Source organism: Pseudoxanthomonas sp. LjRoot125, from assembly GCF_964252705.1.
In the GTDB taxonomy this organism is placed as follows: domain Bacteria; phylum Pseudomonadota; class Gammaproteobacteria; order Xanthomonadales; family Xanthomonadaceae; genus Pseudoxanthomonas_A.
Window position 1 is genome coordinate 1061974 of the sequence record NZ_CAXUOY020000001.1, and the last position, 25444, is coordinate 1087417.

Consider the following 25444-nt stretch of genomic DNA (forward strand, 5'->3'; position numbering starts at 1 on the left):
GGCTTACATCATCTGCACGCCTACTTCTCCAATCCACAGCTGACGCCAGCGCGCGAGCTTCTCCTCAGGCGACAGCCGCTGTGGCGAGACCGATGCCGTGGGCGCGAAGGCGTCGCGCACCTCCAGGCACCGGGTGTTGACCGCCGCGTAACTGCGGTCGCCCTCCTCGAACACCACCGCGACCAGCACGCCGCACTCGCCGCACAGCAGGAATTGCGCGGCCAGCGAGCCCTGTCGGTAGCGGCGCAGACGTTCAGGACGATGTGCATGGATGATCAGCTGCGCGTTCGCGTCCGACACCCATGCCGCACCATGCGCGCGGCAGAAGCTGCAGTCGCAGGCGCGTGGCGCCGTGTCCGCGGGTACCAGCGCGGTGGAGAACGCGAGGGAGATCGCGCCGCAATGGCAGCCGCCCTGGAGCGTCGCGCGGGTCGCGGTCATCGGCGCGGATCAACCGCCGCGGGAACGCCAGGCCGCGGGTGTTTCATTGGTCACGATCCCGGCGCGGGCACGCGCCGCTTCCAGCGGCCGGATCTCCAGCGTCAGTCCGAAGGCCAGGCAGGGATTCTCCGAGGCGATCCGTGCGGCGTCTTCGAGCGAATCGGCCACGATGAACCAGTAGCCGCCCACCAGCTCCTTCGCTTCGGCGAATGGTCCGTCGGTGATGCCGTCGCGGGTGACGCGCTTGCCACGGTTCTCCAGGCGGCTGCCGGGCTTCAGTACGCCTTCGGCCAGGCCGCGTTCGTACCAGGTGTAGAAGCGGTCGATCGCGTCCTGTACGTCTTGCGGCGAGGCGGTGTCGTCCCACTGTCCGCGGGAAATCAACAGGTAATCGGATGCCGTCATGGCCTCATGCCTCCGTCATTGCCCTGCGGGCGGTTCCCACAACTCGACCTTGTTGCCTTCGGGGTCCAGCACCCAGCCGAACTTGCCCTGTTCGGACACCTGAGGGTCGCCGACCACGTTGCAGCCTTCCTCGCGCAGCGCGGCCAGCAACGCGTCCAGGTCAGCCACGCGGAAATTGATCATGAAGCTCGACGTGCTGGGCGCCATGTAAGTGGTGTCCTGCTTGAACGGACTCCAGATGGTCATGCCGACCGGGCTGCCTTCACCGCCCCACGGAAAAATCGCGCCGCCCCAGTCCGAGACATCCAGGCCCAGGTGGTCGCGATACCACGCGCTGAGCGCCTTGGGATCCGCCGATTTGAAGAAGATGCCGCCGATGCCGGTGACGCGTTCCATGTGGACCTCCGTGGATGTCGTGCTGGTGCGGAAGGCTCGAGTGTGTCAGCCCGCCGGTGGCATCGCCAGTGAAGCCGCACCAAGCGCTGCGAACACACCCAACAGGAACACCAGGCCGTAGCGCAGGCGCAAGGGGATATCGGGGCGGCCGTATAGCCGCTCGGCTTCCTTCGTGTCGAGCACCCAGCCGTGCTGGCAGACGGGGCAAGCGAGCTGGTAGCGCCCGCCGTAGACGAACCCGAACAGCAGGTCGAAGCGGCCGTACTTGTACGTGAACTGCGGCTCGAACTCGCGCACTTCGTCGCAACGCGGGCAATGGTGCGGTTCGGGCGGGCCGACCGATACCACCTGCTCTCCCTGGCCGATCATGAACATCATGCGTGCCGTCCCGTCGCGTGGTTCAGCGCGCTTCCGCGAATGCCGGCCGGGTCAGATTTTCGGCGTCGCCGTCCGTGCAGAGCACTTCGTCCTCGATGCGGATGCCGCCGTAGGGGCGGAAGGCGTCGACGCGTGCCCAGTCGACGCTGGCGGCATGGCCGTTCTTCTTCACCTCGTCCAGCAGCAGGTCGATGAAGTAGAGGCCGGGCTCGATGGTGACGACCATGCCCGGTTCCAGCACGCGGGTCATGCGCAGGTAGGGATGGCCGGCGGGGCGTTCGATGCGGCCGCCGCGATCCGTCGCCGCGAAGCCCGCGACATCATGCACCTGCAGGCCGATCGGATGGCCCAGGCCGTGCGGGAAAAAGGCGGCGCTGACGCCGGTGGCCAGCGCCGCTTCCGGCGACACGGTGATCACGCCGAACTCCTTCAGGATGCCCATCAGGGTGAGATGCGCGTCCACGTGCAGTTGCTTGTAGTCCACGCCGCTACGCACGCCGGCGCACATCGCCTGCTGCGCGGTGTCGACCGCATCGATCATCGCCTGGAACTCGCTGGCGGTGTCGTACGCGTAGGTTCGGGTGATGTCGCTGGCATAGCCGTGGAAGCTGGCGCCGGCGTCGATCAGGAAGCTGCGCAGCGGCGCCGGTGCGACGCGCTGCAGTTCGGTGTAGTGCAGCACGGCCGCGTGTTCGTTCAGGCCGATGATGTTGCCGTACGGCAGCTCGTTGGCGTCCTGGCCGACGGCGGTGCAGTAGGCCATGTGGATGCCGAACTCGCTCTCGCCCGCGCGGAACGCAGCTTCCGCCGCGCGGTGGCCGCGCACGGCCAGGCGCTGCGCCTGCCGCATCAGCGCGATCTCGTACGGCGTCTTGTAGGAGCGCTGGTATTCCAGGTACTGGATGACGGGCTCGGGGTTGTTCGGCGTGTAGTCGCCGAGCGCACTCTGCGGCTCGCCGAGGATCGCGCTGCGCGTGGCCGGCGGCAGCAATGCGATCGCCTCGTCGGGCTTGCGGATGATCTGGATGTCGAAGTGGTCCACCCACCAGCCGCTGGGCGCATCCGGCACCACGTGCCAGTAGTCGAAAGGCTGGTAGAAGATCACCTTCGGCCGTTCGCCCGGCGTGTACACCAGCCAGCTGTAGGGCAGGCGGGTCATCGGCAGCCAGGCCTTGAATTGCGGGTTCACCGCGTACGGATAGTCGCGGTCGTCGAACACCTGCCAGTGCTGCGTGCCGCTGGGCACGACCAGATGATCGAAACCGCCACGCGACAGTGCCTCGTCCGCGCGCTGCTTCATCAACGCCAGGTGGTCCGCATAAAGCGGGACGAGGCGGGCGGCGAGATCGGCGGGTGCGTTCATGGCGGAGGCTCTTGCGGGAGAACCGCCATTTTGCCGCATCCGGCCGGTGCAGGCCGGGGCGCCATGTCCTATTCGGCTTCCGGCCCGGCGTTCACCCACTGTCGCAGGCGTTCCAGCGGCTCGCGGTCGATGGTCAGGAAGCGCAGGCCGGCGAAGGACTGGCCGGGCGTATTGGCCGGCGCGGACCACAGCAGGTGGGCACCGACGTCGATCGGCACGTCCTGGCCACGGTCGTCGCGCAGGTGGAAGCGCAGCTGGTACAGCGCGTCTTCGGTCACCGGTTCGGTCGCCACCAGCAACATGCCGGATTCGGACAGGTTGCCCAGGCGGCCGATGACCTGTTCGGTCATCAGGTCGAACACGGCGACCGGCTTGGGCACGTTGCGCCGGCGGGCGCGGCGGAACTCGCGCATCATGCGGCGTCTCCTGCGGGTTCGGCGTCGCCGCGGCGGCCGGTCAGGCTGCGCAGCGCGTTGAGCGTGGCGTTCCATGCGCGGTCGATCAGGCGGCCGCGGTCTTCGGTGACCACTTGCGCCTGGCCCTTGGCCATCAGGTGCGCCAGCGTATCCAGCGAATGCTCGCCCACGCGCTGCCCGCGCTGGTTGACGAACAGCGCGTTGCCGGTGACCGGGCTGAACCACGACAGTCGCTGGCGCTGTACGTCGCCCTGCTGGTTGCGGGTGAACTCGAACCAGGTGCCGAACGGCAGCGTGCGCAGGTAGTCGTAGCACTCCTGTTCCTGCGGCGTGCGCGGCTGCGTGGGCTTCTTCTTGACCTCGTTCTGCCCGCCGAGACGCGCGCGCGCCTTCAGCCGCGCGGTGAGTTCGGTGCGCGAGGTGGTCTCGTCTTCCTCGACGCTCGACAGGCGGCGCGCGATCGCGGCTGCTTCGTCCTCGTGGTAGCCCACCTGGACCAGCGACTTCTCCACCTTCCCGGCCAACACGGGGTTGGCACCCTGCGCCGTGGTGGTGGCGGCGACGATCTCCAGCGTGGTCTGCAGCTGGTCGGCCCACTCGCCGGAGGTCTCGCCGTTGCGCAACTGGGTGAGCGTGAGCACGTCGGCCCAGGCTTGGCTGAGCAGGGCCTGCACGAATTTCTGCGGCTTGGCCTCGGCCATCGCGGATTCGATGGTCTCGGCGGCGCGTTGCTTGGCGATCTCCAGCCGGTCCTTGCCGCGCGCGGCCTCGACCTGCCGGCGCTCGGCCAGTTCGGCCTTGCGCACGGCGGCCTGCAGGTGCTGCTGCACATCGCGGTGGGCGTCCTCGAAGACGGCTTCATCGCCTTCGTACGTCTCCACGACGGTTTCTACGGCCTTGTGCAGCTTCTGCACCAGGTGCGGATCCACGTCGTCTTCGCCCAGCCAGGTCGCGCCGGACTCCGCGACGGTGTTGAGCAGGTCGCGCGCGGGGTGCTGCGAACGCAGGAAGAAGTTGCGGTCGCGCAATGCGGCCTGGACCACCGGCACCTGCAGGCGCACGAGCATGTCGGCGGCCGGGGCGTCGTGCTGCACCTCGCGTTCGATCTCGTTGTAGAGCAGGTCCAGCAATTCGAAGGTGTCCGAGTCCGCGCTGGCGAGCGTGGCGTTGGGGCCGTGCTGCGCGCGCGCGGCGGCGAGCATGGCTTGCTGCAGGTCCTGCACGGTGCGCCGTGGTTGGTCGGGCGTCCGGGCGGGAAGCGGCGTGGCCTGCATGCCTTGCAACGTACTCAGTACGTCGGGCGTGGGGAGCAGACGGGGTGTTGCCGCGTGCGCGCCGGCACCTGCCGCGCCACCCTGGCCGGACACGGCATGGCCGCCCATGCCTCCGGCAACCGACGCCCCTGATGATGTGGTGTCGACGGGTTCCTGGGTCAACATTCCGGGAGTACCCGGGGCGCCGGCTCCGCCCGCCAACGCCTGGGCATCGGCCTGCAAGCCGCCACGACGGATGGCCAGCAGTTTCTGCAGCACCTCGAACGAGCCCGCGGCATCGGTGGCGGGGGTGGTGGCGGTGCCAGCATCCGTGGGCGTGGTGTCGCGCGGTGGGAGCGGCGGCGGCGCGCTGCCACTGCCCACGTCAGGGATGCTGCTGCCCGTCAGGGCGCCCGCGACCGCCTGTAGCTGTTCCGGCGTGAGCGTGGCCCAGTGCGAGGCCGTGCCCTGGCCATTCCAGCCCGTCATGGGACGCGCTGCGCCATCGCCCTCGTCGCGCGGATTCCGACGGATGGCGTCCTGCGCGCGCATGCGTCGCGGCTGGTACACCAGGCCGGGCAGGATGCCTTCGCGCGAAAGGAACTGGTTCACCGTGCCGGCCCATTCGGCGTAGTTCAGCATCACCTTCTGGTCGAAGGTGCGGTACAGCACGAGTTGCGCATCCAGCGACAGCTGGAGGCAATCCGCGGCTTCCTTCAGCACGTGGCAGAGGCGGTTCGGGCCCAGCGGCAGCGATTCCGCCTCATAGGCCGGCTGTCCGGCGAGCACGCCGAAACGCTGGCCCAGCATCAGGATCTGCGCGTTGCCGCGCTGCTCGTGCCGGCGCGCGACTTCGCGCAGCACGATCTCCTGGTCCATCACCGCGTCTTCGACCAGGGTCAGGGTCTGGTAATCCAGACGAGCGGACGAGGGTGCGTCGCTCGCCGTGCGCGGTGTGCGGATCGAAGCCAGTTCGGCCTCGAGTCCGAACATGTAGTGCGGCGCCAGCTCGGTGCGGTGCTTCTGCAATGCGCGCAGGTCGACGAAGACCTGCGCCTGCAAATGGTTGCTGCGGGCCTGGTCGGCGTGCTTGAACAGCTGCTGCTCGAATTCCACCAGCATCGCATTGAGCGCGGTGATGAAATCCGTGGAGACGTGGTCGAACAGGTTCTGCAGCACGCGGCGCACGCGCGGAGGCAGCGCGGCCGATGCAATCGTGGTCGGCGCGGCAGCGGGCGAAGGCGGTCGTGGCGCGGTCATCGGTGCGGCGGGCTCCCCTGTGGCGCCATCATTATCACACCCCGTGCAGCCCGCGCATCCATCCATCGCCCCGGTCGGAGCGTCGCCGTCACGCGTCGAGGAAGAGTTCGATCACATCGTTCGTGAAACGGCGGCCGAGTGAGGTCGGGTGGACATGGGTGTCGGTCAGGCTCACCCAGCCCTGTTGCAATGCGCGTGCCAAAGGGGCGGCGATGGTGTCGCGACCCAGCCCGGTCGTGGCTTCGAAATCGGCCAGGGCGAAGCCTTCCTGCAGGCGCAGCGCGTTGAGCATGAACTCGAAGGGTCGGCGCTCGGGCGTGATGTCGTCGTCCCCGCCGATGGCCGCGGGCGTGCCCGCCGCGGCCAGGTAGGCGGTGGGATGCTTGACCTTCCAGCGACGCAGGATCTGCTGCGTTGCACCCACGGTGATCTTGCCGTGCGCGCCGGCCCCGATGCCGATGTAATCCCCGTAACGCCAATAATTGAGGTTGTGTGCGCAGCGGCGTCCCGGACGGGCATAGGCGCTGACCTCGTAGTGCTGGTAGCCGGCATCGGCCAGCAGCGCCTGGCAGTGCTCCTGCATGTCCCAGGCGTGGTCATCGTCAGGGATGCCCTGTGGCGGCCGGGCGAAGAAGACCGTGTTCGGTTCCAGCGTGAGCTGGTAGTGCGAGATATGGGCCGGTTGCAGGGCGAACGCACGCTGCAGGTCGTATTCGGCCATGGCCAGCGTCTGCCCTGGCAGCGCATACATCAGGTCGAGGTTGAGATTGTCCAGGCCGGCATCCTGCGCCAGCTTGACCGCATGCTCGGCTTCCCGGCTGTCGTGGATGCGGCCGAGTTTCTCAAGGCTCGCATCATCGAAACTCTGGATACCGAAGCTGATGCGGTTCACGCCGGCGGCGCGGTAGTTCTCGAAACGGCCGTGCTCGGCCGTGCCGGGGTTGGTTTCCAGCGTCACCTCCAGGCCGGGCGCGAAGCGCAACCGACTGCTGGCAGCCTGCAGGAAGCGATCGATCGCGTCAGACGGGAACAAGCTGGGCGTGCCGCCGCCGAAGAAGACGCTGTGCACGGTGCGGCCCCAGACCAGCGGCAGGTCGTGGTCGAGGTCGCGGAGCAGGGCGTCGATGTAACCGTCGAACGGCAGTTCGCCCTTGCCCTGGTGCGAATTGAAATCGCAGTAAGGACATTTGCGCACGCACCACGGCATGTGCACGTAGAGCGCGAGGGGCGGGGGAATCAGCATGGATCAGGGAAGGTCGAGCAAGCGTTGCTTCAGCCCGGCCAGCGCCTTGCCACGATGGCTGATGCGGTTCTTCTCGCCCAGCGGCATCTCCGCGGCGGACTGGCCGTGCTGCGGATCGAAGAACACCGGGTCGTAGCCATGGCCACCGGTGCCGCGACGCTCGTGCAGGATGCGTCCGCGCCATTCGCCTTCGACGATCAGCGGCTGCGGGTCGTGCGCGTGGCGCAGCAGCACCAGCACGCAGTAGAAGTGCGCGCCGCGCTGCTCGCCGGCGACGTCGTGCAGCGCCTCCAGCAACTTGTCGATATTGCGCTGTGCGTCGCCATGGCCGCTGGCATAACGCGCCGAGTAGAGGCCGGGCGCGCCGTTGAGCGCATCCACGCAGATGCCGGAGTCGTCGGCCAATGCGGGCAGGCCGGTCTGCAGGCTGGCGTGGCGGGCCTTGATCAGGGCGTTTTCGACGAAGGTGGTGCCGGTTTCGTCGGCATCCTCGACACCGAGGTCGGACTGGGCGACCAGTTCGATGCCGGTATCAGCCAGCAGGCTGCGGAGCTCTTCCAGCTTGCCGGTATTGGAGGAGGCGAGGACGAGTTTCATGCGGTCATCCCTTCGGTTGCAGCAAGTCCCAGCGATTGCCATAGGCATCGCGGAACACGACGACGGTGGCGTAGCTCTCCTCGCGCGGCGCTTCCATGAACTCGATGCCCGCCGCCGACATCCGCGCGTGGTCGCGCCAGAAATCGTCGGTTTGCAGGAAGAAGCCGACGCGCCCGCCGGTCTGGTCGCCGATGCGCGCGCGCTGTTCGTCGGTGCTGGCCACGGCGAGCAGCAGATCGGTGGCGCCTTCGCCGGCGGGCGCGACACGCACCCAGCGCTTGCCACCGCCGAGGTCGGTGTCTTCGCGCACCTCGAAACCCAGCGCGTCGCGATAGTGCGCGATGGCGCGGTCGTAGTCGTCCACCAACAGGGTGACCAGGCTCAGGCGCGCCATGGCATCAGCCCTCGAGCGCGGCGCGCTGGGCGGCGAACAGTTCGCCGATGCCCTTCTCGCCGAGCGCGAGCAGCGCATCCAGTTCGTCGCGGCGGAAGGCGTGGCCCTCGGCCGTGCCCTGCAGCTCGATGAAGCCGCCGCCGTCGTTCATCACGAGGTTCATGTCGGTATCGCAGTCGCTGTCCTCGGGATAGTCGAGGTCGAGCACCGGCACGCCGCGGTAGATGCCCACCGATACGGCCGCAACCGCACCATGGATCACATCGCGCTTGATCTCGTTGCGGGCCTTCAGCCAGTTCACCGCATCCACCATCGCGACGTAGGCGCCGGTGATGGCGGCCGTGCGGGTGCCGCCGTCGGCCTGCAGCACGTCGCAGTCCAGGGTGATGGTGCGCTCGCCCAACGCGCCGCGGTCCACGCAGGCGCGCAGGGTGCGCCCGATCAGGCGCTGGATCTCCAGCGTCCGCCCGCCCTGCTTGCCTCGCGATGCTTCGCGATCGCTGCGCGTATGGGTCGAACGCGGCAGCATGCCGTACTCGGCGGTGACCCAGCCTTCGCCCTTGCCGCGCAGGAAGCCAGGCACCTTGTTGTCCACGCTGGCGGTACACAGCACGCGGGTGTGGCCGAAGCTGACCAGCACGGAGCCTTCCGCATGCCGGGTGTAGTTGCGCAGGATGCTGACGTCGCGCATCTGGTCGGGCTGGCGGCCGCTGGGGCGGGAGAAGGACATGGGGGCATCCGCGATAAGGGGGGCGAAGTTTACCAGCCCCCAATAGACCGGCCCGGACCCCGGCGTGCAGGCTGCTAAGATGCGCCGCTCATTGACCCGATGGGCTCCCGCATGATCCGCAGCATGACGGCGTTCGCCAGCGCCGAACGCACCACCGAGGGCGGCACGCTCACGGCCGAACTGCGCGCGGTCAACCACCGCTTCCTCGAATTGGGCGTGCGCCTGCCCGACGAGCTGCGCGTGCTCGAGCCCGCGCTGCGCGAGCGCGTCGCGGCGCGCGTCTCCCGCGGCAAGCTGGACCTCACCCTGCGCCTGCGTGCGCCCGAGGGCGGCGGCGCACTGCAGCTCAATCCGCGCGTGGTGGCGCAGCTGTCCGAACTGGCGCAAGACCTTTCTTCGCGCCTGCCCAACCTGCGCACCGAACTGACCGACCTGTTGCAGTTCCCGGGCGTGCTGCAGAGCAAGGGCGTGGACATGGAGGCCTTGCAGGCCGAAGCGCTGGCCTTGCTGGACGGCGCATTGGACCAGTTCGTCGCCGCGCGCGAACGCGAGGGCGGCAAGCTGGTGGAAGCGATCCTCGAGCGCGTGGATGGGATCGCCGCGCGGGCGGGCGAAGTGCGCACGCTGATCCCGCAGATCCGCGCGGGCCAGCGGCAGAAACTGGAAGCGCGCCTGGCCGACGTGGCCCAGAACATGGAGCAAGGCAGGCTGGAGCAAGAGCTGGTGCTGTGGCTGCAGAAGCTGGACGTGGACGAGGAGCTCGACCGCCTCGACAGTCACGTCAAGGAGATCCGGCGCGTGTTCACCCAGAAGGAGCCGGTGGGCCGCCGGCTGGACTTCCTGCTGCAGGAGTTCAACCGCGAAGCCAATACGCTAGGCTCCAAGTCCGTGGACATCCGCACCACCAACATCGCGGTGGAGCTGAAAGTGCTGATCGACCAGATTCGCGAACAGGCGCAGAACATCGAATGAAGCGCGGAACCCTCTACATCGTCGCGGCGCCCTCCGGGGCGGGCAAGAGCAGCATCGTCAACGCGGTGCTGGCCCGCGATGACGAGATCGCGCTGTCCATCTCGTTCACTTCGCGCGGCGCGCGGCCCGGCGAACGCCATGCGCAGCACTACCACTTCATCAGCGCGGACGAATTCGAATCGATGATCCGCGCCGGCGACTTCTTCGAGTACGCCCGCGTGCACGGCGACTGGAAGGGCACCGCCCGCCAGTCGGTGGAACCGCAATTGGCGGCAGGCAAGGATGTGCTGCTGGAGATCGATTGGCAGGGCGCGCGCCAGGTGCGCGAGAAAGTGCCCGATGCCGTCAGCGTGTTCATCCTCCCGCCCTCGCGACAGGCGCTGGAGCAGCGCATGCGCGCCCGTGGGCAGGACAGCGAGGAGGTCATCCAGCGACGCCTGGCGGCGGCCCGCGAAGAGATGTCGCACTACGGCGAGTTCGACTACGTGATCGTCAACGACGTGTTCGACGATGCCGTGGGCCAAATGCATGCCATCTTCACCGCCAGCCGGCTGCGTCGGGAGGCCCAGGATGTCCGCCACGCCGGCCTGATTGCGGCCCTGCTCGCCGATTGATGCCGCCGTCGCGCGGGATTTCATCCGTAACCGATTGATTTTCAAGGAAAGGCTTGCATTGCCGGGCGTGGCTGCCTACAATCGCCGCCCCTTTCCGTATTCACTGCGCGACCCGACCGGTCGCCGGGAGCCCGCATGGCCCGCATCACCGTCGAAGATTGCCTGGAAGTCGTCAACAACCGTTTCGACCTGGTCACCATGGCCGCCAAGCGCGCCCGCCAGCTCGCCAACGGCGTCGATGCCCAGATCGACAACACCGAAGCGCAGGACAAGCCCACCGTGCTGGCGCTGCGCGAGATCGCTGCGCGCAAGATCGACAATGAACTGATCGACCGCGTCGAGAAGGCCGAGCGCGAGCGTGCCGAGCGCGAAGCGCTGGAATGGGCCGCTGCGGAAGTGGTCGCCGACGACGACCTGTCCAAGGGCGACGACTGAGATTCACGCCGTCCAACGTTTCGATCGAAACGGACGATGACCCAAGGCCCGCGAAAGCGGGCCTTGGGCGTTCATGGACCCTCGTTCGCGCGTTGCCGTTCCGACCCGACTGGCATAGGCTGGCGGCATGAGTTCTGGCCGCACCGTCAAGGCACTTCGCACATCCGCACCGTCGCACAACGACGGGACGCCGGACTACGTGGTGCAGTTCGAAAAGACCGCGGCCTACCTGCCGAAAGACCAGCTGCCGCTGTTGCGCCGGGCATGGGAAGTCGGCGCCGCCGCGCACGCGGGGCAGACCCGCAAGTCGGGCGAGCCCTACATCACCCACCCGGTGGCCGTGGCGGGCGTGCTGGCTGAGCTGGGCATGGATGCGGAGACGCTGATCGCGGCGATCCTGCACGACACCATCGAGGACACGCCGCTCACAGGCGAGGAGATCGCCGGCGAGTTCGGCGCGAACGTGGCCGAGCTGGTGGACGGCGTCACCAAGCTGGACAAGCTGAAGTTCCGTGACCGCCAGGAAGCGGCCGCCGAGAGCTTCCGCAAGATGCTGCTGGCCATGTCGCGCGACCTGCGCGTGATCATGATCAAGCTGGCCGACCGCCTGCACAACATGCGCACGCTGGGCGCGCAGAGCGCGGAGGCGCGTTCGCGCATCGCCCGCGAGACGCTGGAAATCTATGCGCCCATCGCCCAGCGGCTGGGCATGAACCTGGTGAAGTCCGAACTGCAGGACCTCGGTTTTCGCGCGCTGCACCCGTGGCGGCATGCGGTGATCGACAAGCACATCCGCAGCCAGCCCGTCATGCGTCGCGAATCGATGGCGCAGATCGAGGCGCACCTCTCGCAGCGGTTGGCGAAGGAAGGCATCGAGCATCGCCTGGTCAGCCGGGTCAAGACGCCCTGGAGCATCTACAACAAGATGCGCGGCGAAGGGAAAAGCTTCGACCGGGTAATGGACGTGTTCGGTTTCCGCGTCGTCGTCGACTCGGTACCGTCGTGCTACCACGCGCTCGGCGCGGTGCATGCGCAGTACAAGCCGCTGGACGGGCGCTTCCGCGACTTCATCGCGATCCCGAAAGCCAACGGCTACCAGTCGCTGCACACGGTGTTGTTCGGCCCCTACGGTTCGCCGATCGAAGTGCAGATCCGCACGACCGAGATGGATTTGATCGCCGAGCGCGGCATCGCGGCGCACTGGACCTACAAGTACGGCACGGATTCGCCCAACAGCGCGCAGAACCGCGCACATGCCTGGATCGTCGAGCTGATCGACAACCAGCGTGCGGCGGGGTCGTCGCTGGAGTTCCTGGAGAACGTCAAGGTCGACCTCTTCCCGGACGAGGTCTACCTGTTCACCCCCAAGGGCAAGATCCTGTCGCTGCCGCGCAACGCGACCGCGCTGGACTTCGCGTACGCCGTGCACACCGACGTCGGCAACCAGGCGGTGGCCTCGCGCGTGGACAAGAAGCTGGTGCCGTTGCGCACCCGGCTCAGCAGCGGCCAGAGCGTGGAGATCATCACCGCCAAGTCGGCCGCGCCGAAGCCGCAGTGGCTCGAGTTCGTGGTGACCAGCAAGGCGCGCACCGCGATCCGCCACCAGTTGAAGCAACTGGAGCACGAAGACGCGGTGCAGCTCGGCCACCGCATGCTGGACCGTGCGCTGGAAGACCTCGACAGCTCGCTGGAACGCCTGCCGCAGCAGCGCCTCGAAGCCTTCCTCAGCGAACACAAATACCCGCGCCTGGAAGCGTTCCTGGCCGATGTCGCGCTGGGCAACTGGATGCCGGCGCAGGCGGCGCAGGCGCTGACGGCGTTCGCCGAGCTGCGTGCCGGCGGCCACTCCAAGCATTCGCAGGAGAAGATCCTGATCACCGGCGGCGAGCGCGGCGTGGTCAGTTTCGCGCAGTGCTGCCAGCCCATCCCGGGCGACGAGATCATGGGCTACCACACGGCCGGCAAGGGCATCGTGGTGCATCGGCTGGATTGCCCGAATGTCACCGAGTTCCGCAAGTCGCCGGAGCGCTGGGTACCGATCGCCTGGGACGCCAACGTCACCGGCGATTACGATGCGGCCCTGCTCATCGACGTCGAGAATCGCCCGGGCGTGCTCGCGCAGGTCGCGGCGGCAGTGGCGAAGAGCCAGTCCAACATCGAGCGCGTGGAGTATCTCGAGCGCGACATCAACATGGCCGTGCTGCGTTTCTCCATCCAGGTGCGCGACCGCAACCATCTGGCCGAAGTGATGCGCCGCTTGCGGCGCCTCAACGTCGTGCACGGCGTGCGCCGGCAGTGACGTAGGGCGGGCCTTGGCTCGCCGTCCTGGTGCCTGTACTCGCGTCGGCTTGCTTGCGTCGTCTTTCCCAGCAATGCCATCGTGACCCGATCGGTCGCGATGGCGGGCCAAGGCCCGCCCTACGTAGAATCCCGTCATCCTCACAGGAATCGCGCATGACCAAGCAGATCATCCATACCGACCGCGCACCGGCGGCCATCGGCCCCTATTCGCAGGCCGTACGTGCCGGCGGCACCGTGTATTTCTCGGGACAGATCCCGCTGGATCCCGCCACCGGCAACCTGGTCGAAGGCGATATCGCGGTGCAGGCGCGCCGTGCGTTCGACAACCTCAAGGCCGTCGCCGAAGCGGCGGACGGGTCGCTCGATCGCATCGTGCGCCTCGGCTTGTACCTGACCGACCTGTCGCAGTTCGCCGCGGTCAACGCCGTGATGCAGGAGTACTTCGCCGCGCCATATCCGGCGCGCTCGACCATCGAGGTGTCCGGCTTGCCGAAGGGCGCCGCATTCGAAGTCGATGCGGTAATGGTGCTCGACTGACCTCGTCTATCCGATGGGGCCCGGCAACCGGGCCTCGCTCGGTGTATGCCCGGTCCAGCGTTTGAACGCGCGCCGGAACTCGCGCACATCGGTGAAGCCGATCTGGCTGCCGACGACCGCGATGGTCAGATCGGGGTCCTGCAACAGTTCGAGCGCGCGCTCGGTGCGCACGCGGTCGTGCACCGCGCTGAAGCTCGTGCTCTCTTCGGCCAACTGGCGGCGCAGCGTGCGTTCGCTCAAGTGCAGCGCCGCGGCGACATCGGTCATCTGCGGGTTCTCGCGTAGCCGTGGACGCAGTTGCCGCTCAACGGCCGCGGTGGTTTCGCCGCGCAGCGACATCGCCGCGAGTTGCGCCTGGCACAGCGCCAGCGCCTGTCGTGAAGTGACCGGGTTGTAGCTGGCGAAGGGCAATTCCAGCCAGCGACGATCCACCACCATCGCGTGCTGCATCTGGTCGAAGCGGATCTCGCAGCCGAACAGGTCGGCATAGCGCGCTGCGTAGCGCGGGGCGGGATAGCCGAGTTCCAGGCGGAGCGGGCGGAACTCGGGACCCGCCAGTTCGCGCGCCAGCATCAACGTACTGGCGAACATCTCTTCGCACAGGAACGGCAGCAGGTCGGCCGCTTCCTCTGGCGCGGTGGCGACCACGGCGAGCGCGCCGTCATCGCGATCCTGCAGGTCCAAGTCCATCAGCGGGCCGAGGTTGCGCTGGTACTCCAGGCCGATCTGCACGGCATCGCCGAACGTCGGCGCGGTCTTCATTGCCAGGCCGAGCAGGCCGAAGTTGCCGCCGTTCTGCTTTTCGCCCATGGCCAGGCCGACGCCATCGATCGGCAGCGTGGGTAATGCGCGGCGAATGATCTCGCTCGCCTGGCGGTACGACACGCGCGCTTGCGGGTCGTGGATCTCCTGCACGTTCAGGCGCATGCCGGAAAACCAGCTTTCGGCATTCACGCCGAATTCGCCGGCCAGCAGCACCAGGCCGCACAGCATGTTGGTGGGCAGGTTGGCGACCGACAGGCGGTTGCCGAGTCCGGTTTTCCAGCGCATCGGAGCCCCTCCAGCTTGTCCGCTTTCCCCCCCTTAGTATGCCGCTCCTGCCCTCCGTGTGGGGTGCCATGGCACACGAGACTGGCCCCCACTACGCAGGCGTATGGGAGGGGAGACTCATGCAGCGCAACATTTCCTTGGCAGTGGCCGGCGCGCTGGCGCTGTTGGCGGCGGGCTGCCAGCCCAAGGCACCCGAGACGGCGACCGTGGCCGCCGCCGACGCGGCGTTCGCCACCACCCTGCAGGAGCGCCTGCTGGACGCCAAGCCGGGTGACGTCATCGAGATCCCGGCCGGCCGCCACCAGTTCGACCGCAGCCTGACCTTACGCGCGAGCGGGGTGACGATCCGCGGGGCCGGCATGGACAAGAGCGTGCTGAGCTTCAAGGGCCAGAAAGCCGGTGCCGAGGGCCTGCTGGTCAACGGCGACGACTTCACCATCGAGCACCTCACCATCGAGGACTCGAAGGGCGACGGCCTGAAGATCAGCGAGTCGTCCAACATCACCGTGCGCGGCGTGAAGGTGCAGTGGACCGGTGGCCCCAGTACGAAGAACGGCGCGTACGGCATCTATCCGGTGCTGACCAAGAACGTGCTGATCGAGGACACCGTGTCGATCGGCGCGTCGGATGCCGGCATCTACGTGGGCCAGTCCGACGGCGTCATCGTGCGGCGCAGCCGCGCCGAGCAGAACGTGGCCGGCATCGAGGTGGAGAACACCATCAACGCCGATGTCTACGACAACGTGGCGACCGGCAACACGGGCGGCATCCTGGTGTTCAACATGCCCGGTCTGTCGCAGCAGGGCGGCAACATCCGCGTCTACAACAACAAGGTCATCGCGAACAACCACGAGAATTTCGGCGCGAAGGGCACGCCCGTGGCCAGCGTGCCGGCGGGGTCGGGCATCGTGATCAACTCCAACGACGACATCGAAGTGTTCGGCAACGAGATCCGCGACAACGCCACCGCCAACATCATCGTCTCCAGCGTGTACTCGACCGGCTACAAGGACAGCAGCGCGTCGCCGAACTTCGATCCGTACCCGGAACGCATCTACATCCACGACAACACGCTCTCCGGCGGCGGCGACTCGCCGGATGGCTTCGACCTGAAGGCGTTGAAGGTGGCGACCTACGGCCTGGGCGGCAGCTTCCCCGACGTGCTGTGGGACGGCTACTTCAACAAGGACCGCCAGGTGGACGGCAAGGTCGCGGGTCCGCAGATCTGCCTGCGCGGTGTCAGCGGCGTCATCAACGCCGATGGCCCTGGCGGCTACAAGAACCCCAGCAAGGATGCGAAGGCCCACGACTGCGAGCTGCCCCGGTTGCCCGCCGTCGACCTCAAGCGCGGATAAGGCATGCCTGGGCGATACCGCATCGGCTTACTGTTCGCCGTGGCGGCGTCCTGCCTCGGATTGGTCGCCTGCGGCCCCGGGGCGCGCGTGCATTTCTTCGCGGAAGGACAGCCGAAGTCCCTGGACGAGTGGGGCGTGCTCCGCATCGAAGACGGGAAGCTGCGCCTCAATCAAGGCGTGGTGCCTTACGACCTCAACACGCCGCTCTTCAGCGACTACGCGCACAAGTTGCGCACGGTGTGGATGCCCGAGGGAACATCGGCGACGTACAAGGCCCAGCAGAGTTTCGATTTCCCGGTCGGCACGATCCTCAGCAAGACCTTCTACTACCCGCTGCCGGCGGGACAGGCCTGGGATGGCAAGTCGGTCGCGCGCACGCCGCCGTCGCAGTCTTCGCTCGAAGGCGAAGCCCTCGATCTCGCCAAGGTGCGCCTGATCGAGACCCGCCTGCTGGTGCATCGCGCGGAGGGCTGGGTCGCCCTGCCTTACGTATGGAACGACGCGCAGACCGAAGCCACGCTCAAGCGCACCGGCGAACTGGTGGCGCTGGAACTGGTGGATGCGGCCGGCGCGCGCGAGGCGGTGAACTACCAGGTGCCCGACCAGAACCAGTGCGGCGGCTGCCACATCACCGACAACAAGTCGCGCAAGCTGCTGCCGATCGGGCCGAAGGCGCGCCACCTCAACCGCAGCTTCGACTACGCAGGCGGCCGCGAGAACCAGCTCGCACGCCTGGCGCGCGTCGGCTACCTGACCGGCGTGCCGGCGGGCCCGCCGCGGCTGGCAGACGCGATGGACGCCACGGCGTCGCTGGATGCGCGCGCGCGCGCCTACCTCGACGTCAACTGCGGCCATTGCCACAGCGCGACCGGCCCGGCGATCACCTCGGGGCTCTGGCTGGACGCCGGCACGCAGGACCGCTTGAAGCTGGGCTTCTGCAAGCAGCCGATCGCCGCCGGCAAAGGCACCGGCAATCGCCTGCACGACATCGAGCCGGGCAACGCCGCGGCGTCCATCTTCGAGTTCCGCATGGACAGCGACGATCCCGCGATCATGATGCCGGAGCTGGGGCGCTCGGTCGTGCATCGCGAGGGCCTGCAATTGATACGCGACTGGATCAACGCGCAACAGGGGAGTTGCGGGGTCGCCGTGGGAAATCCGTGAACATGCTGCCGGTGCGGTGAGGCCGGCGTCCGCACTAACGCTTCTTGGGAGGGAGTGATGAAAGTGACGCAACGGAATCTGGTGATCGGGCTGCGGCGCGCGCTGTTCGGCAGCTGCGTGGTGCTGGGGACCGGCGGCACGGCGTGGGCGCAATCGACGCCGCAGGCCGAGCAGGACGCCACCAACCTGGACACCATCGTCGTCACCGCGCAGAGCCGGCAGCAGGAGCTGCAGGACGTGCCGATCGCGCTGCAGGTCGTCGACCAGCAACTGCTCGACGACGTGGCGGCGGACAACCTCGGCGACATCGACGCGTTCGTGCCGGGGCTGGTCGTCGATGCGGTGCAGCCCACCCAGCCGTCGTTCCGCCTGCGTGGCGTGGAAACCAGCGACTTCGGCATCGGCACCGATCCGGCGGTGGGCGTGTTCGTCGACGGCGTCTACGGCGGCCGCGGTGGCGGCGTGCTGCTGCCCTTCGTCGATGTCGAGCGCATCGAAGTGCTGAAGGGCCCGCAGGGCACGCTGTTCGGCCGCAACACGGCCGCCGGCGCAATCTCGCTGGTGACCCGTCGTCCGCAGAACGAGACCGAGGCCCGCCTGCGCCTTCGCCTCGGCAACTACGGCAAACAGTACGCCGATGCGATGTGGAACCTCCCGACAGGCGACAACTCGGCCCTGCGTTTCAACGCGTTGTTCAACCACAGCGATGGCTGGTTCCAGGATGGCGCCACCGGCAAGGACCTGGGTGGCGAGAATGTGTGGGCCACGCGCGCCGCCTGGCAGGTGGGCCTGGGCGAGAACACGACCGCGCTGATCAGCTGGGACCATGAGAGCCTCGACCAGAACGGCCGCGTGACCACCGGCATCGTGCCGCTACCGGCCTATCCGCAACGCCCGCCGGTGCCGGTGGACCCGGATGATTACTTCGATCCTCGGGAGGTGCCGACCTACAGTGACGCGACCAACGCCGAGTGGCGTACGTTCGACGGCGTCACCCTGATCCTCGACCACGCACTGAACTGGGGCCACCTGACGTCGACCACGTCGTGGCGGCAGTACGATTCGTTGAACCAGACCGAGGAGGACGGTACCAACCGCGCCGACCTGTACATCGATTCGGTCAACACCGAGAGCAACGAGACCTTCTACCAGGAGTTCAAGTTCGCAGGCAGCAATGCGCGGCTGGACTGGGTGGCCGGTGCCAGCTTCTTCAAGTAAGACGCCGACCAGACCAGCGAGGTGAACACGAATACCGAGGCAGTCGACAACATCGTCCGCAACCTGGGCATCGCACCCACGCCGGATGGCAGCCTGTTCGGCTTCACCTCGGTACTGGCGCAGATGGCGGGCATCCCGATCTCGCTGGTCGGCGACCGCTGGAACGAGCGCTTCACCAACACGCTGTCGACGACGGCCTATGCGGCCTTCGGCGACGTGATCTGGCGCGCCACCGACAAGCTCAACCTGACCTTCGGCCTGCGCTATACCCGCGACGAGAAGGACTTCACCTGGCTCAATACGCAGCGCAGCGCGCCTGAGCTGGAAGCCAAACTGGCGCTGCTGGAATCGTTGGGCTTCTTCGACGCGCTGGCGCAGATGGGCATCCCGATCACCCGCGAGACGCTGACGTTCGACATGGCCTTCATTGATCCGCCGGCGATGGTCAACAAGGGCGTGCTGGTGCGCGACAAGCGGAGCTGGAGCGACTTCAGCCCGCGCTTCGTCGTGGACTACCACTTCAACGACAAGGCGATGGTGTTCGGCTCGCTGGCCAAGGGCTACAAGGCAGGCGGCTTCAACGCGCTGCAGATCGGGCCGGCGTTCGAGAACGAGGACGTGTGGAACGCGGAGGTGGGCATCAAGCAGTCCTTCGGTCGCTTCTCCTACAACGCGTCGTTGTTCCACTACCGCTACGACAACCGCCAGTCGATCCGGCTGATCGATCCCGACCCCAACAATCCGGTCGACATCCCGCGCTTCGTGTTCGACACCGGCGACCTTGAGGCGACCGGCATCGATTTCGACATGCGCTGGAAGGTGACCGATGCGTTCACGTTGGACGCGCAGGCCGAATGGATCGATTCAAAGTACAAGGACTACGTCACGCCGGAGGGCGTGGACCTGGATGGCGAGCCGACAGGCGAGCCGCGTTTCACCGCCTCGGTCGGCGCGGCCTACAAGATGAGCCTAGGCGACAGCGGCGACCTGCGGTTCTCCGCACGCCATGCCTACCGTGGACGCACGCGCTGCAACGCGGGTTCGGACTTGCAGGGCGACTGCGGCGTGAACGCACTGCTGGACATCGGCGAGCCACGCGAACGTACCGATGTGCGGGTCGGCTGGACATCGCCGCAAGGTACCTGGAGCTGGGCCGTCTACGGCAACAATATCTTCGACAACCAGTATGTGAAGGGCCTGAACACCTATGGCCGCGGTCCGCTCGGCGTCGTGGGCGCGACCATCAGCGAGCCGCGCACCTACGGGATGGAAGTGGCCGTGAAGTTCTGATCCGCGCGGCGACGCGTTGGACGTGGGCCCCGGCATCGTGAGATGCCGGGGTTTTTGTTTGCCGCCGATCGCGGCATCCTTGTGCGATGCCCGTGCGTCGCAACGTCCCCGTCGTCGATCTCTCCGCCGAACCCTTGAGCCGCCTGCCCGGCGTCGGCCCGCGCGTGGCCGAGAAGCTCGCCGCGCGTGGCCTGGCGACGATGCAGGACCTGTGGCTGCACCTGCCGCTGCGCTACGAGGACCGCACCACGCTGACGCCCATCCGCCTGTTGCAACCGGGCGTGCCCGCGCAGGTCGAGGGGCGGGTGGAAGCGGTGGAGCGCGGCTTCCGCTATCGCCCCGTGCTGCGGGTGGCGGTCGGCGACGAGGGGCATGGGACACTGGTGCTGCGCTTCTTCCATTTCCGTGCCGCCCAGGTGGCGCAGTTCGCCGTGGGCACCCGCATCCGCTGCTACGGCACCCCGAAGCCGGGACAGCACGGACTGGAGATCATCCATCCCAGCTACCGGGTGCTGGGCGACGGAGACGAGGCCGCGCTCGGTGATGCGCTGGACCCGATCTATCCCGCCGTCGAAGGCCTGGGGCCCGCCACCGTGCGCAAGCTCATCGGCCAGGCGCTGGAGCGCCTTCCCGACGCCGACGCGCTGGAACTGTTGCCTCCGTCGCTGCTGGCAGGCCTGGGACTGCCGTCGCTGCGCGAGGCCCTGCTGACGATGCACCGCCCGCCGCGCGACGCGGACGTGGGCGCGCTCGCCCTGGGGACGCATCCGGCACAGCGCCGGCTGGCGATCGAGGAACTGCTGGCCCATCACCTCAGCCTGCGGCGGCAGCGGCTGGCCCTGCAACAGCACCGCGCGCCCGCGCTGAAGGGCAAGGGCACACTGGTGAAGGCGTTGGTGAAAGCGCTGCCGTTCTCGCTCACGGGCGCGCAGCAACGTGTGTTCGCGCAGATCCGCGACGACATCGGCAAGCCATCGCCGATGCTGCGGTTGGTGCAGGGCGACGTCGGCAGCGGCAAGACCGTCGTGGCCGCACTGGCCGGCATGCTGGCGGTGGAAGCCGGCAAGCAGGTCGCATTGGCCGCACCCACCGAACTCTTGGCCGAGCAGCATCTGGCCAACCTCAAGGCCTGGCTGGAGCCCCTGGGCGTGCGCGTGGCCTGGCTGGCCGGCAAGGTGACCGGCAAGGCGCGCGCGCAGGTGCTGGCCCAGGTGGCATCGGGTGAGGCCCAGGTCGTCGTAGGCACGCACGCGCTGATGCAGGAGACCGTGGTCTTCCATGACCTGGGACTGGCCATCGTCGACGAACAGCACCGTTTCGGCGTGCACCAGCGACTTGCGCTGCGCGACAAGGGCGCGGGCGGGAACCGCGTGCCGCACCAGTTGGTGATGACCGCCACGCCGATCCCGCGCACGCTGGCGATGGCCGCCTATGCCGACCTGGACGTCTCCGCCATCGATGAACTGCCTCCGGGCCGCACGCCGGTGCAGACCGTCGCGCTCAGCGCGGAGCGCCGGCCGGAACTGGTCGAGCGCATCCGTGCCGCGTGCGCCGAGGGGCGACAGGCCTACTGGGTCTGCACCCTGATCGACGACAGCGATGAAGTCGTCGCGCAAGCCGCGCAGAGCACGTACGAAGCGCTCTCCGCCTCGTTGCCCGCATTGCGTGTGGCGCTGGTGCACGGCCGCATGAAGGCGGCCGACAAGCAGGCCACGATGCGCCGCTTCAAGGAGGGCGAGGCCGATCTGCTGGTGGCGACGACGGTGATCGAGGTCGGTGTGGACGTGCCCAATGCCTCGCTGATGATCATCGAGAACGCGGAGCGCCTGGGTCTGGCCCAGCTGCACCAGTTGCGGGGCCGGGTGGGGCGCGGCGCGACCGCGTCCAGCTGCGTGCTGATGTACCAGCCGCCACTGTCGACAATGGCCAAGCACCGCCTGGCGACGATGCGCCAGACCAACGATGGCTTCGTCATCGCCGAGAAGGACCTCGAACTGCGTGGCCCGGGCGAACTGCTGGGCACCCGCCAGACCGGGCTCGCCGCTTTCCGCGTGGCCGATCTTGCCCGCGATGCGGGACTGCTGCCGCAGGTGCATGCGTTGGCGGAGCGACTGCTGGCCGATGATCCCGCGGTCGCCGATCGCGTGATCCATCGTTGGGTCGGCGGCGCGGCGCGCTACGCTTCGGCATGATGCAGCGCGGCTTCCGCTGGTCATCCATCGGTGCGAGACTCGACGCCCGATAGAAGAAGCGAAGCCTGATGACGGACAAGATTCCCCTGCTCATCGACACCGATCCCGGCGTCGACGATGCCCTCGCGCTGCTGATGGCGTTCAACGATGCGCGCCATGACATCGTCGGCCTGACCATCGCGGCCGGCAACGTGGGCCTGCAGTACACCGTGCGCAATGCGTTGAAGCTGTGCGAAGTGGCGGGCCGCGAGGATATCCCCGTGTTCGCCGGCGCACCGGCCCCGCTGCTGCACCCCTCGCCGGACGCCGGCTACGTGCACGGCCAGGATGGATTCGGCGACGTCGGTTTCGCGCCGGCCGCACGTCAGGCCGAGGACGAACACGCGGCGCTCGCGATTCTGCGCCTGTCCCACGAACACGCCGGCCGGCTGGTACTGGTCGCGCTGGGTCCGCTGACCAACATCGCGCTGGCGCTGAAGCTGGACCCCACGCTGCCGCAGCGCGTGGCCCGCTTCGTGGTGATGGGAGGCGCGGTCACCTGCCACGGCAACATCACGCCGGCGGCGGAGTTCAATTTCTACTTCGATCCCGAAGCGGCGCACATCACGCTGCAGGCGTTCGAGCGCTACGACCTGGCCGACTGGGAAGCCACGATCGCCCACGGCTTGCCGCACGACCAGGTCGCGTCATGGCTCGCCGCCGACAGCGATTGTGCCCGGTTCTACGACCGCATTTCCGAGAAGACGCGGTTGTGGTCGGCCGATCGGCGGGGCGACCACTGGTTCGCCGCCGACGCCCTGGCGATGGCGTTCGTGCTCGCCCCGGAGGAGGCGCTGGAGCTGGCCGAGCGTCCTCTGGCGATCGAGCTGCAGGGCGCGCACGCCCGTGGCGCCTCGGTGGTCGACTGGCGTCGCGAGGGTGGCCAGCCGGACCAGGCCAACATCCTGCTGCGCTACGACCAGGGCCGGTTCCAGGACCTGATCCGGGACGCGCTGGCGGCCGGCTGAGGGCCGGGTTGCGCCGACGGGGGAGGGCGGGCTACAATGCCGCTCTTCCATTCCCGCTACACGGTGTTACCGCCATGAAGGCCGACATCCACCCGAATTACCGCGAAGTCGTCTTCCACGACGTGACCTCCGATTTCAAGATCCTGACGCGCTCCACGCTGGGCAGCAAGGAAACGACGAAGTGGGAAGACGGTAACGAATACCCGCTGGTCAAGGTCGAAATCTCCTCGGCCTCGCACCCGTTCTACACGGGCAAGCACAAGGTCATCGACACCAGCGGCCGTATCGACAAGTTCCAGAAGCGCTACGCGCGCTGATCGAACCGTCGTTCGCTTGATCCGCTTGCGGCCGCGCCTCGTGCGCGGCCGTTCGCGTTTGCGCGCGCTGCATATCGCGCCTGATCGGAACGCACGGTTGCGTTCGCGGCCTCATTCTTTGGTCTGACTTTGGTCCCCTGTCGAGCGACGGCTCCAGAACGTGTGTGCGATAATTCAGGTCATCCAAGGTTCACTCCCTGGACTCCCGTCACACGCCGACCGGGCCTCCGGCCGGCGTTTCCCCACGAAGGAGCGCACACTGTGTCCGAACTCGACCAGGTCACGCTGAATGCGGGCGACAAGTCCGTCGTCCTGCCCGTCCTGAAACCCACGCTTGGCAACGACTGCGTCGACATCGCCAAGCTGACCAAGGAAACCGGTCTTTTCACCTACGACTCGGGTTTCACCGCCACCGCCAGCTGCAAGTCAGCCATCACCTACATCGATGGTGACAACGGCGTGCTGCTGTACCGCGGTTACCCGATCGAACAGCTGGCGCAGCACTCGAACTTCCTGGAAGTCTCGTACCTGCTGATGAACGGCGAACTGCCGACGCCGGACGAATTCGCCAAGTTCGAGCATGAAGTCACGCATCACACGATGATGCATGAGTCGCTGAAGAACTTCCTGCACGGCTTCCATTACGACGCGCACCCGATGGCCATGCTGGCCGGCACGGTCGCCTCGCTGTCGGCGTTCTACCACGACACGCTGGACCTGGAAGACCCGGAACAGCGTCGCCTGGCCGCGATCCGCCTGCTGGCGAAGATGCCGACCCTGGCGGCCGCCGCCTACCGCTATTCGATCGGCTGGCCGATCCGCTACCCGCGCAACAACCTCGACTACGTCGACCGCTTCCTGCACATGATGTTCGAAGTGCCGAGCGAGCCGCTAGAACTGAACCCGGTTGTCGCCAAGGCGCTCGACCTGCTGTTCATCCTGCACGCCGACCACGAGCAGAACGCGTCGACCTCGACGGTACGCCTGGTCGGTTCGACCGGCGCCAATCCCTACGCCTCGGTCGCCGCCGGCATCACCGCGCTGTGGGGCCCCGCGCATGGCGGCGCCAACGAAGCCGTGTTGAAGATGCTGGAAGAGATCGGCGATGCGAAGAACGTCGCCTCGGCCGTCGCCAAGGCGAAGGATAAGGAGTCGGGCTTCCGCCTGATGGGCTTCGGCCACCGCGTCTACAAGAACTTCGATCCGCGCGCCAAGATCATCCGCGAGATGACCCACAAGGTGCTGGGCGAACTCGGCGTGGACGATCCGCTGCTGGAAGTGGCGATGCGGCTGGAAGAGGCCGCGCTGAAGGACGAGTACTTCATCCAGCGCAAGCTCTACCCGAACGTCGATTTCTACAGCGGCATCATCTACAAGGCGCTGAAGATCCCGACCGAGATGTTCACCGTCATGTTCGCCATCGGCCGCACCGCCGGCTGGGTGTCGCACTGGCTGGAACAGCAGGTCGATCCGGAAGCGAAGATCGGCCGTCCGCGCCAGATCTACACCGGTTATGCGCCGCGCGACTACGTGCCCACCGGGAAGCGTTGATCCTCCCGCAAGGCAGCCAGAAGGTCCCGAAAGGGGCCTTCTGCATTTTCGCGGTCAGGCGGCGGGGCCGATCTCGACGCGCGTGGACAGGGCATGCAGGGCGAACCCGTGGACGGCCTCGTCGACCGTGGTCGTGCAGTCGGACAGCACGCTGACGCGGTAGCGCGCCGCCTCCGGCGACACGGCGGTGAACGCCACGCAGTTCTGCGTCATCATTCCGGCGATCCGCAGGTGCGTCGTACCCGCTTCCGTCAGCAACCCGGCGAGCGAGGTCTGGTGGAAGCTGTCGGCGAACTGTTTCACCACCACCGGCGCATCGGGTGCGGCGGCAAGGATGCGCGGATGGATGTCCGTGCCCACGCTGCCGGGCTTGAAGAAGCCGGCCTCGGACGAGGCAGAAACGTGCTGGACCAGCACGATGAATTCGCCGCGTTCCTTCGCGCCGGTGATCGCGGCTAGGGTGGCGTCCAGGGTGCTTTCTGCATTCCATAGCGGAAACGCGCCGCCAGGGAAGTAGTCGTTCTGCACATCGATGACGATCAGGGCGGTGCTCATGCGTTGCCTC

Annotated in this window: 26 protein-coding genes; 13 read left to right on the forward strand and 13 right to left on the reverse strand. The window is 67.4% G+C overall.

Annotation, left to right across the window (positions count from 1 at the left end; translation table 11 throughout):
* Positions 1-3: 3 nt before the first annotated feature.
* The 11 genes from ACSION_RS04810 to rph all read right to left on the reverse strand — a co-directional run bounded on the left by ACSION_RS04810 (position 4) and on the right by rph (position 8876).
* Positions 4-441: a GFA family protein gene (locus ACSION_RS04810; RefSeq protein WP_435305084.1), complete on the reverse strand. Its 438-nt coding sequence runs from the start codon at positions 439-441 to the stop codon at positions 4-6.
* 9 nt (positions 442-450) lie between these two features.
* Positions 451-846 carry a YciI family protein gene (locus ACSION_RS04815; RefSeq protein ID WP_435305085.1) on the reverse strand — a complete coding sequence of 132 codons (396 nt, stop codon included), beginning with the start codon at positions 844-846 and terminating at the stop codon, positions 451-453.
* Positions 847-861: 15 nt separating this feature from the next.
* Positions 862-1242: a VOC family protein gene (locus tag ACSION_RS04820; protein WP_435305086.1), complete on the reverse strand. Its 381-nt coding sequence runs from the start codon at positions 1240-1242 to the stop codon at positions 862-864.
* A gap of 45 nt (positions 1243-1287) precedes the next feature.
* Complete coding sequence (locus ACSION_RS04825) at positions 1288-1620, reverse strand: hypothetical protein (protein ID WP_435305087.1); 333 nt, start codon at positions 1618-1620, stop codon at positions 1288-1290.
* A gap of 22 nt (positions 1621-1642) precedes the next feature.
* The gene (gene pepQ / locus ACSION_RS04830; RefSeq protein ID WP_435305088.1) at positions 1643-2983 is read right to left on the reverse strand and encodes a Xaa-Pro dipeptidase; all 1341 of its coding nucleotides are present in this window, start codon (positions 2981-2983) and stop codon (positions 1643-1645) included.
* Between the two features lie 68 nt (positions 2984-3051).
* Positions 3052-3399, reverse strand: a complete 348-nt coding sequence (locus tag ACSION_RS04835; RefSeq protein ID WP_435305089.1) for a PilZ domain-containing protein — start codon at positions 3397-3399, stop codon at positions 3052-3054.
* Positions 3396-5912: a DUF1631 domain-containing protein gene (locus ACSION_RS04840; protein ID WP_435305090.1), complete on the reverse strand. Its 2517-nt coding sequence runs from the start codon at positions 5910-5912 to the stop codon at positions 3396-3398. The genes ACSION_RS04835 and ACSION_RS04840 overlap by 4 nt, the downstream gene beginning before the upstream one ends.
* A gap of 88 nt (positions 5913-6000) precedes the next feature.
* The gene (gene hemW / locus ACSION_RS04845) at positions 6001-7155 is read right to left on the reverse strand and encodes a radical SAM family heme chaperone HemW (protein ID WP_435305091.1); all 1155 of its coding nucleotides are present in this window, start codon (positions 7153-7155) and stop codon (positions 6001-6003) included.
* A 3-nt stretch (positions 7156-7158) separates the two neighbouring features.
* Positions 7159-7752 (reverse strand): RdgB/HAM1 family non-canonical purine NTP pyrophosphatase, encoded by a 594-nt coding sequence (gene rdgB / locus ACSION_RS04850; RefSeq protein WP_435305092.1) that lies wholly within the window; start codon positions 7750-7752, stop codon positions 7159-7161.
* 4 nt (positions 7753-7756) lie between these two features.
* A complete protein-coding gene (locus tag ACSION_RS04855; RefSeq protein WP_435305093.1) occupies positions 7757-8146 on the reverse strand; it encodes a VOC family protein in 390 nt (129 codons plus the stop codon).
* A gap of 4 nt (positions 8147-8150) precedes the next feature.
* Positions 8151-8876, reverse strand: a complete 726-nt coding sequence (rph, locus tag ACSION_RS04860) for a ribonuclease PH (protein WP_435305094.1) — start codon at positions 8874-8876, stop codon at positions 8151-8153.
* Positions 8877-8987: 111 nt separating this feature from the next.
* On the opposite strand from rph, the gene ACSION_RS04865 reads away from it, so the two are divergent.
* The 5 genes from ACSION_RS04865 to ACSION_RS04885 all read left to right on the forward strand — a co-directional run bounded on the left by ACSION_RS04865 (position 8988) and on the right by ACSION_RS04885 (position 13735).
* Positions 8988-9848, forward strand: a complete 861-nt coding sequence (locus ACSION_RS04865; protein ID WP_435305095.1) for a YicC/YloC family endoribonuclease — start codon at positions 8988-8990, stop codon at positions 9846-9848.
* Positions 9845-10462, forward strand: coding sequence for a guanylate kinase (gene gmk / locus ACSION_RS04870; RefSeq protein WP_435305096.1), 618 nt, complete (start codon positions 9845-9847; stop codon positions 10460-10462). Before ACSION_RS04865 ends, gmk begins: the two co-directional genes overlap by 4 nt.
* A gap of 135 nt (positions 10463-10597) precedes the next feature.
* Positions 10598-10897 (forward strand): DNA-directed RNA polymerase subunit omega, encoded by a 300-nt coding sequence (gene rpoZ / locus ACSION_RS04875; protein WP_056881700.1) that lies wholly within the window; start codon positions 10598-10600, stop codon positions 10895-10897.
* A 127-nt stretch (positions 10898-11024) separates the two neighbouring features.
* A complete protein-coding gene (locus tag ACSION_RS04880) occupies positions 11025-13196 on the forward strand; it encodes a RelA/SpoT family protein (RefSeq protein WP_435305097.1) in 2172 nt (723 codons plus the stop codon).
* Between the two features lie 155 nt (positions 13197-13351).
* Positions 13352-13735, forward strand: a complete 384-nt coding sequence (locus ACSION_RS04885) for a RidA family protein (RefSeq protein ID WP_435305098.1) — start codon at positions 13352-13354, stop codon at positions 13733-13735.
* Between the two features lie 6 nt (positions 13736-13741).
* Here the strand turns inward: ACSION_RS04885 and ACSION_RS04890 are convergent, their stop codons facing one another.
* Positions 13742-14785, reverse strand: a complete 1044-nt coding sequence (locus tag ACSION_RS04890; RefSeq protein WP_199186238.1) for an AraC family transcriptional regulator — start codon at positions 14783-14785, stop codon at positions 13742-13744.
* Positions 14786-14904: 119 nt separating this feature from the next.
* Here ACSION_RS04890 and ACSION_RS04895 point away from each other — a divergent pair, with 119 nt between their 5' ends.
* The 8 genes from ACSION_RS04895 (at position 14905) to ACSION_RS04930 (ending at position 24879) form a co-directional block, all read left to right on the forward strand.
* Positions 14905-16140 carry a parallel beta-helix domain-containing protein gene (locus tag ACSION_RS04895; RefSeq protein WP_435305099.1) on the forward strand — a complete coding sequence of 412 codons (1236 nt, stop codon included), beginning with the start codon at positions 14905-14907 and terminating at the stop codon, positions 16138-16140.
* Positions 16141-16143: 3 nt separating this feature from the next.
* Positions 16144-17304: an SO2930 family diheme c-type cytochrome gene (locus ACSION_RS04900; protein ID WP_435305100.1), complete on the forward strand. Its 1161-nt coding sequence runs from the start codon at positions 16144-16146 to the stop codon at positions 17302-17304.
* A gap of 57 nt (positions 17305-17361) precedes the next feature.
* Positions 17362-18522 (forward strand): TonB-dependent receptor, encoded by a 1161-nt coding sequence (locus ACSION_RS04905; RefSeq protein WP_435305101.1) that lies wholly within the window; start codon positions 17362-17364, stop codon positions 18520-18522.
* A gap of 21 nt (positions 18523-18543) precedes the next feature.
* Positions 18544-19812, forward strand: a complete 1269-nt coding sequence (locus ACSION_RS04910) for a TonB-dependent receptor domain-containing protein (RefSeq protein WP_435305102.1) — start codon at positions 18544-18546, stop codon at positions 19810-19812.
* An 86-nt stretch (positions 19813-19898) separates the two neighbouring features.
* Positions 19899-22004, forward strand: a complete 2106-nt coding sequence (gene recG / locus ACSION_RS04915) for an ATP-dependent DNA helicase RecG (RefSeq protein ID WP_435305103.1) — start codon at positions 19899-19901, stop codon at positions 22002-22004.
* 68 nt (positions 22005-22072) lie between these two features.
* Entirely contained in the window at positions 22073-23011 is a 939-nt protein-coding gene (locus tag ACSION_RS04920; protein WP_435305104.1) for a nucleoside hydrolase, read from the forward strand.
* A 74-nt stretch (positions 23012-23085) separates the two neighbouring features.
* Positions 23086-23328 (forward strand): type B 50S ribosomal protein L31, encoded by a 243-nt coding sequence (locus ACSION_RS04925; RefSeq protein ID WP_056877932.1) that lies wholly within the window; start codon positions 23086-23088, stop codon positions 23326-23328.
* A gap of 261 nt (positions 23329-23589) precedes the next feature.
* On the forward strand, positions 23590-24879 hold the full coding sequence (locus tag ACSION_RS04930; protein ID WP_435305105.1) for a citrate synthase: 1290 nt from the start codon (positions 23590-23592) through the stop codon (positions 24877-24879).
* A gap of 54 nt (positions 24880-24933) precedes the next feature.
* On the opposite strand, the gene ACSION_RS04935 is transcribed toward ACSION_RS04930, so the two are convergent.
* On the reverse strand, positions 24934-25434 hold the full coding sequence (locus tag ACSION_RS04935) for an isochorismatase family protein (RefSeq protein WP_435305106.1): 501 nt from the start codon (positions 25432-25434) through the stop codon (positions 24934-24936).
* Between the last annotated feature and the right edge of the window lie 10 nt (positions 25435-25444).

Bases quoted from the DNA above. Each gene is read 5' to 3' on its own strand.
- ACSION_RS04865 (WP_435305095.1), top strand. From the start codon at position 8,988: ATGATCCGCAGCATGACGGCGTTCGCCAGCGCCGAACGCACCACCGAG.
- ACSION_RS04885 (WP_435305098.1), top strand. From the start codon at position 13,352: ATGACCAAGCAGATCATCCATACCGACCGCGCACCGGCGGCCATCGGC.
- ACSION_RS04825 (WP_435305087.1), bottom strand. From the start codon at position 1,620: ATGATGTTCATGATCGGCCAGGGAGAGCAGGTGGTATCGGTCGGCCCG.
- pepQ (WP_435305088.1), bottom strand. From the start codon at position 2,983: ATGAACGCACCCGCCGATCTCGCCGCCCGCCTCGTCCCGCTTTATGCG.
- recG (WP_435305103.1), top strand. From the start codon at position 19,899: ATGCCCGTGCGTCGCAACGTCCCCGTCGTCGATCTCTCCGCCGAACCC.
- ACSION_RS04895 (WP_435305099.1), top strand. From the start codon at position 14,905: ATGCAGCGCAACATTTCCTTGGCAGTGGCCGGCGCGCTGGCGCTGTTG.
- ACSION_RS04900 (WP_435305100.1), top strand. From the start codon at position 16,144: ATGCCTGGGCGATACCGCATCGGCTTACTGTTCGCCGTGGCGGCGTCC.
- ACSION_RS04840 (WP_435305090.1), bottom strand. From the start codon at position 5,912: ATGACCGCGCCACGACCGCCTTCGCCCGCTGCCGCGCCGACCACGATT.
- ACSION_RS04835 (WP_435305089.1), bottom strand. From the start codon at position 3,399: ATGATGCGCGAGTTCCGCCGCGCCCGCCGGCGCAACGTGCCCAAGCCG.
- ACSION_RS04820 (WP_435305086.1), bottom strand. From the start codon at position 1,242: ATGGAACGCGTCACCGGCATCGGCGGCATCTTCTTCAAATCGGCGGAT.
- ACSION_RS04890 (WP_199186238.1), bottom strand. From the start codon at position 14,785: ATGCGCTGGAAAACCGGACTCGGCAACCGCCTGTCGGTCGCCAACCTG.
- hemW (WP_435305091.1), bottom strand. From the start codon at position 7,155: ATGCTGATTCCCCCGCCCCTCGCGCTCTACGTGCACATGCCGTGGTGC.
- ACSION_RS04855 (WP_435305093.1), bottom strand. From the start codon at position 8,146: ATGGCGCGCCTGAGCCTGGTCACCCTGTTGGTGGACGACTACGACCGC.
- ACSION_RS04920 (WP_435305104.1), top strand. From the start codon at position 22,073: ATGACGGACAAGATTCCCCTGCTCATCGACACCGATCCCGGCGTCGAC.
- ACSION_RS04815 (WP_435305085.1), bottom strand. From the start codon at position 846: ATGACGGCATCCGATTACCTGTTGATTTCCCGCGGACAGTGGGACGAC.
- ACSION_RS04925 (WP_056877932.1), top strand. From the start codon at position 23,086: ATGAAGGCCGACATCCACCCGAATTACCGCGAAGTCGTCTTCCACGAC.
- ACSION_RS04935 (WP_435305106.1), bottom strand. From the start codon at position 25,434: ATGAGCACCGCCCTGATCGTCATCGATGTGCAGAACGACTACTTCCCT.
- ACSION_RS04880 (WP_435305097.1), top strand. From the start codon at position 11,025: ATGAGTTCTGGCCGCACCGTCAAGGCACTTCGCACATCCGCACCGTCG.
- gmk (WP_435305096.1), top strand. From the start codon at position 9,845: ATGAAGCGCGGAACCCTCTACATCGTCGCGGCGCCCTCCGGGGCGGGC.
- ACSION_RS04905 (WP_435305101.1), top strand. From the start codon at position 17,362: ATGAAAGTGACGCAACGGAATCTGGTGATCGGGCTGCGGCGCGCGCTG.
- ACSION_RS04810 (WP_435305084.1), bottom strand. From the start codon at position 441: ATGACCGCGACCCGCGCGACGCTCCAGGGCGGCTGCCATTGCGGCGCG.
- rph (WP_435305094.1), bottom strand. From the start codon at position 8,876: ATGTCCTTCTCCCGCCCCAGCGGCCGCCAGCCCGACCAGATGCGCGAC.
- rdgB (WP_435305092.1), bottom strand. From the start codon at position 7,752: ATGAAACTCGTCCTCGCCTCCTCCAATACCGGCAAGCTGGAAGAGCTC.
- rpoZ (WP_056881700.1), top strand. From the start codon at position 10,598: ATGGCCCGCATCACCGTCGAAGATTGCCTGGAAGTCGTCAACAACCGT.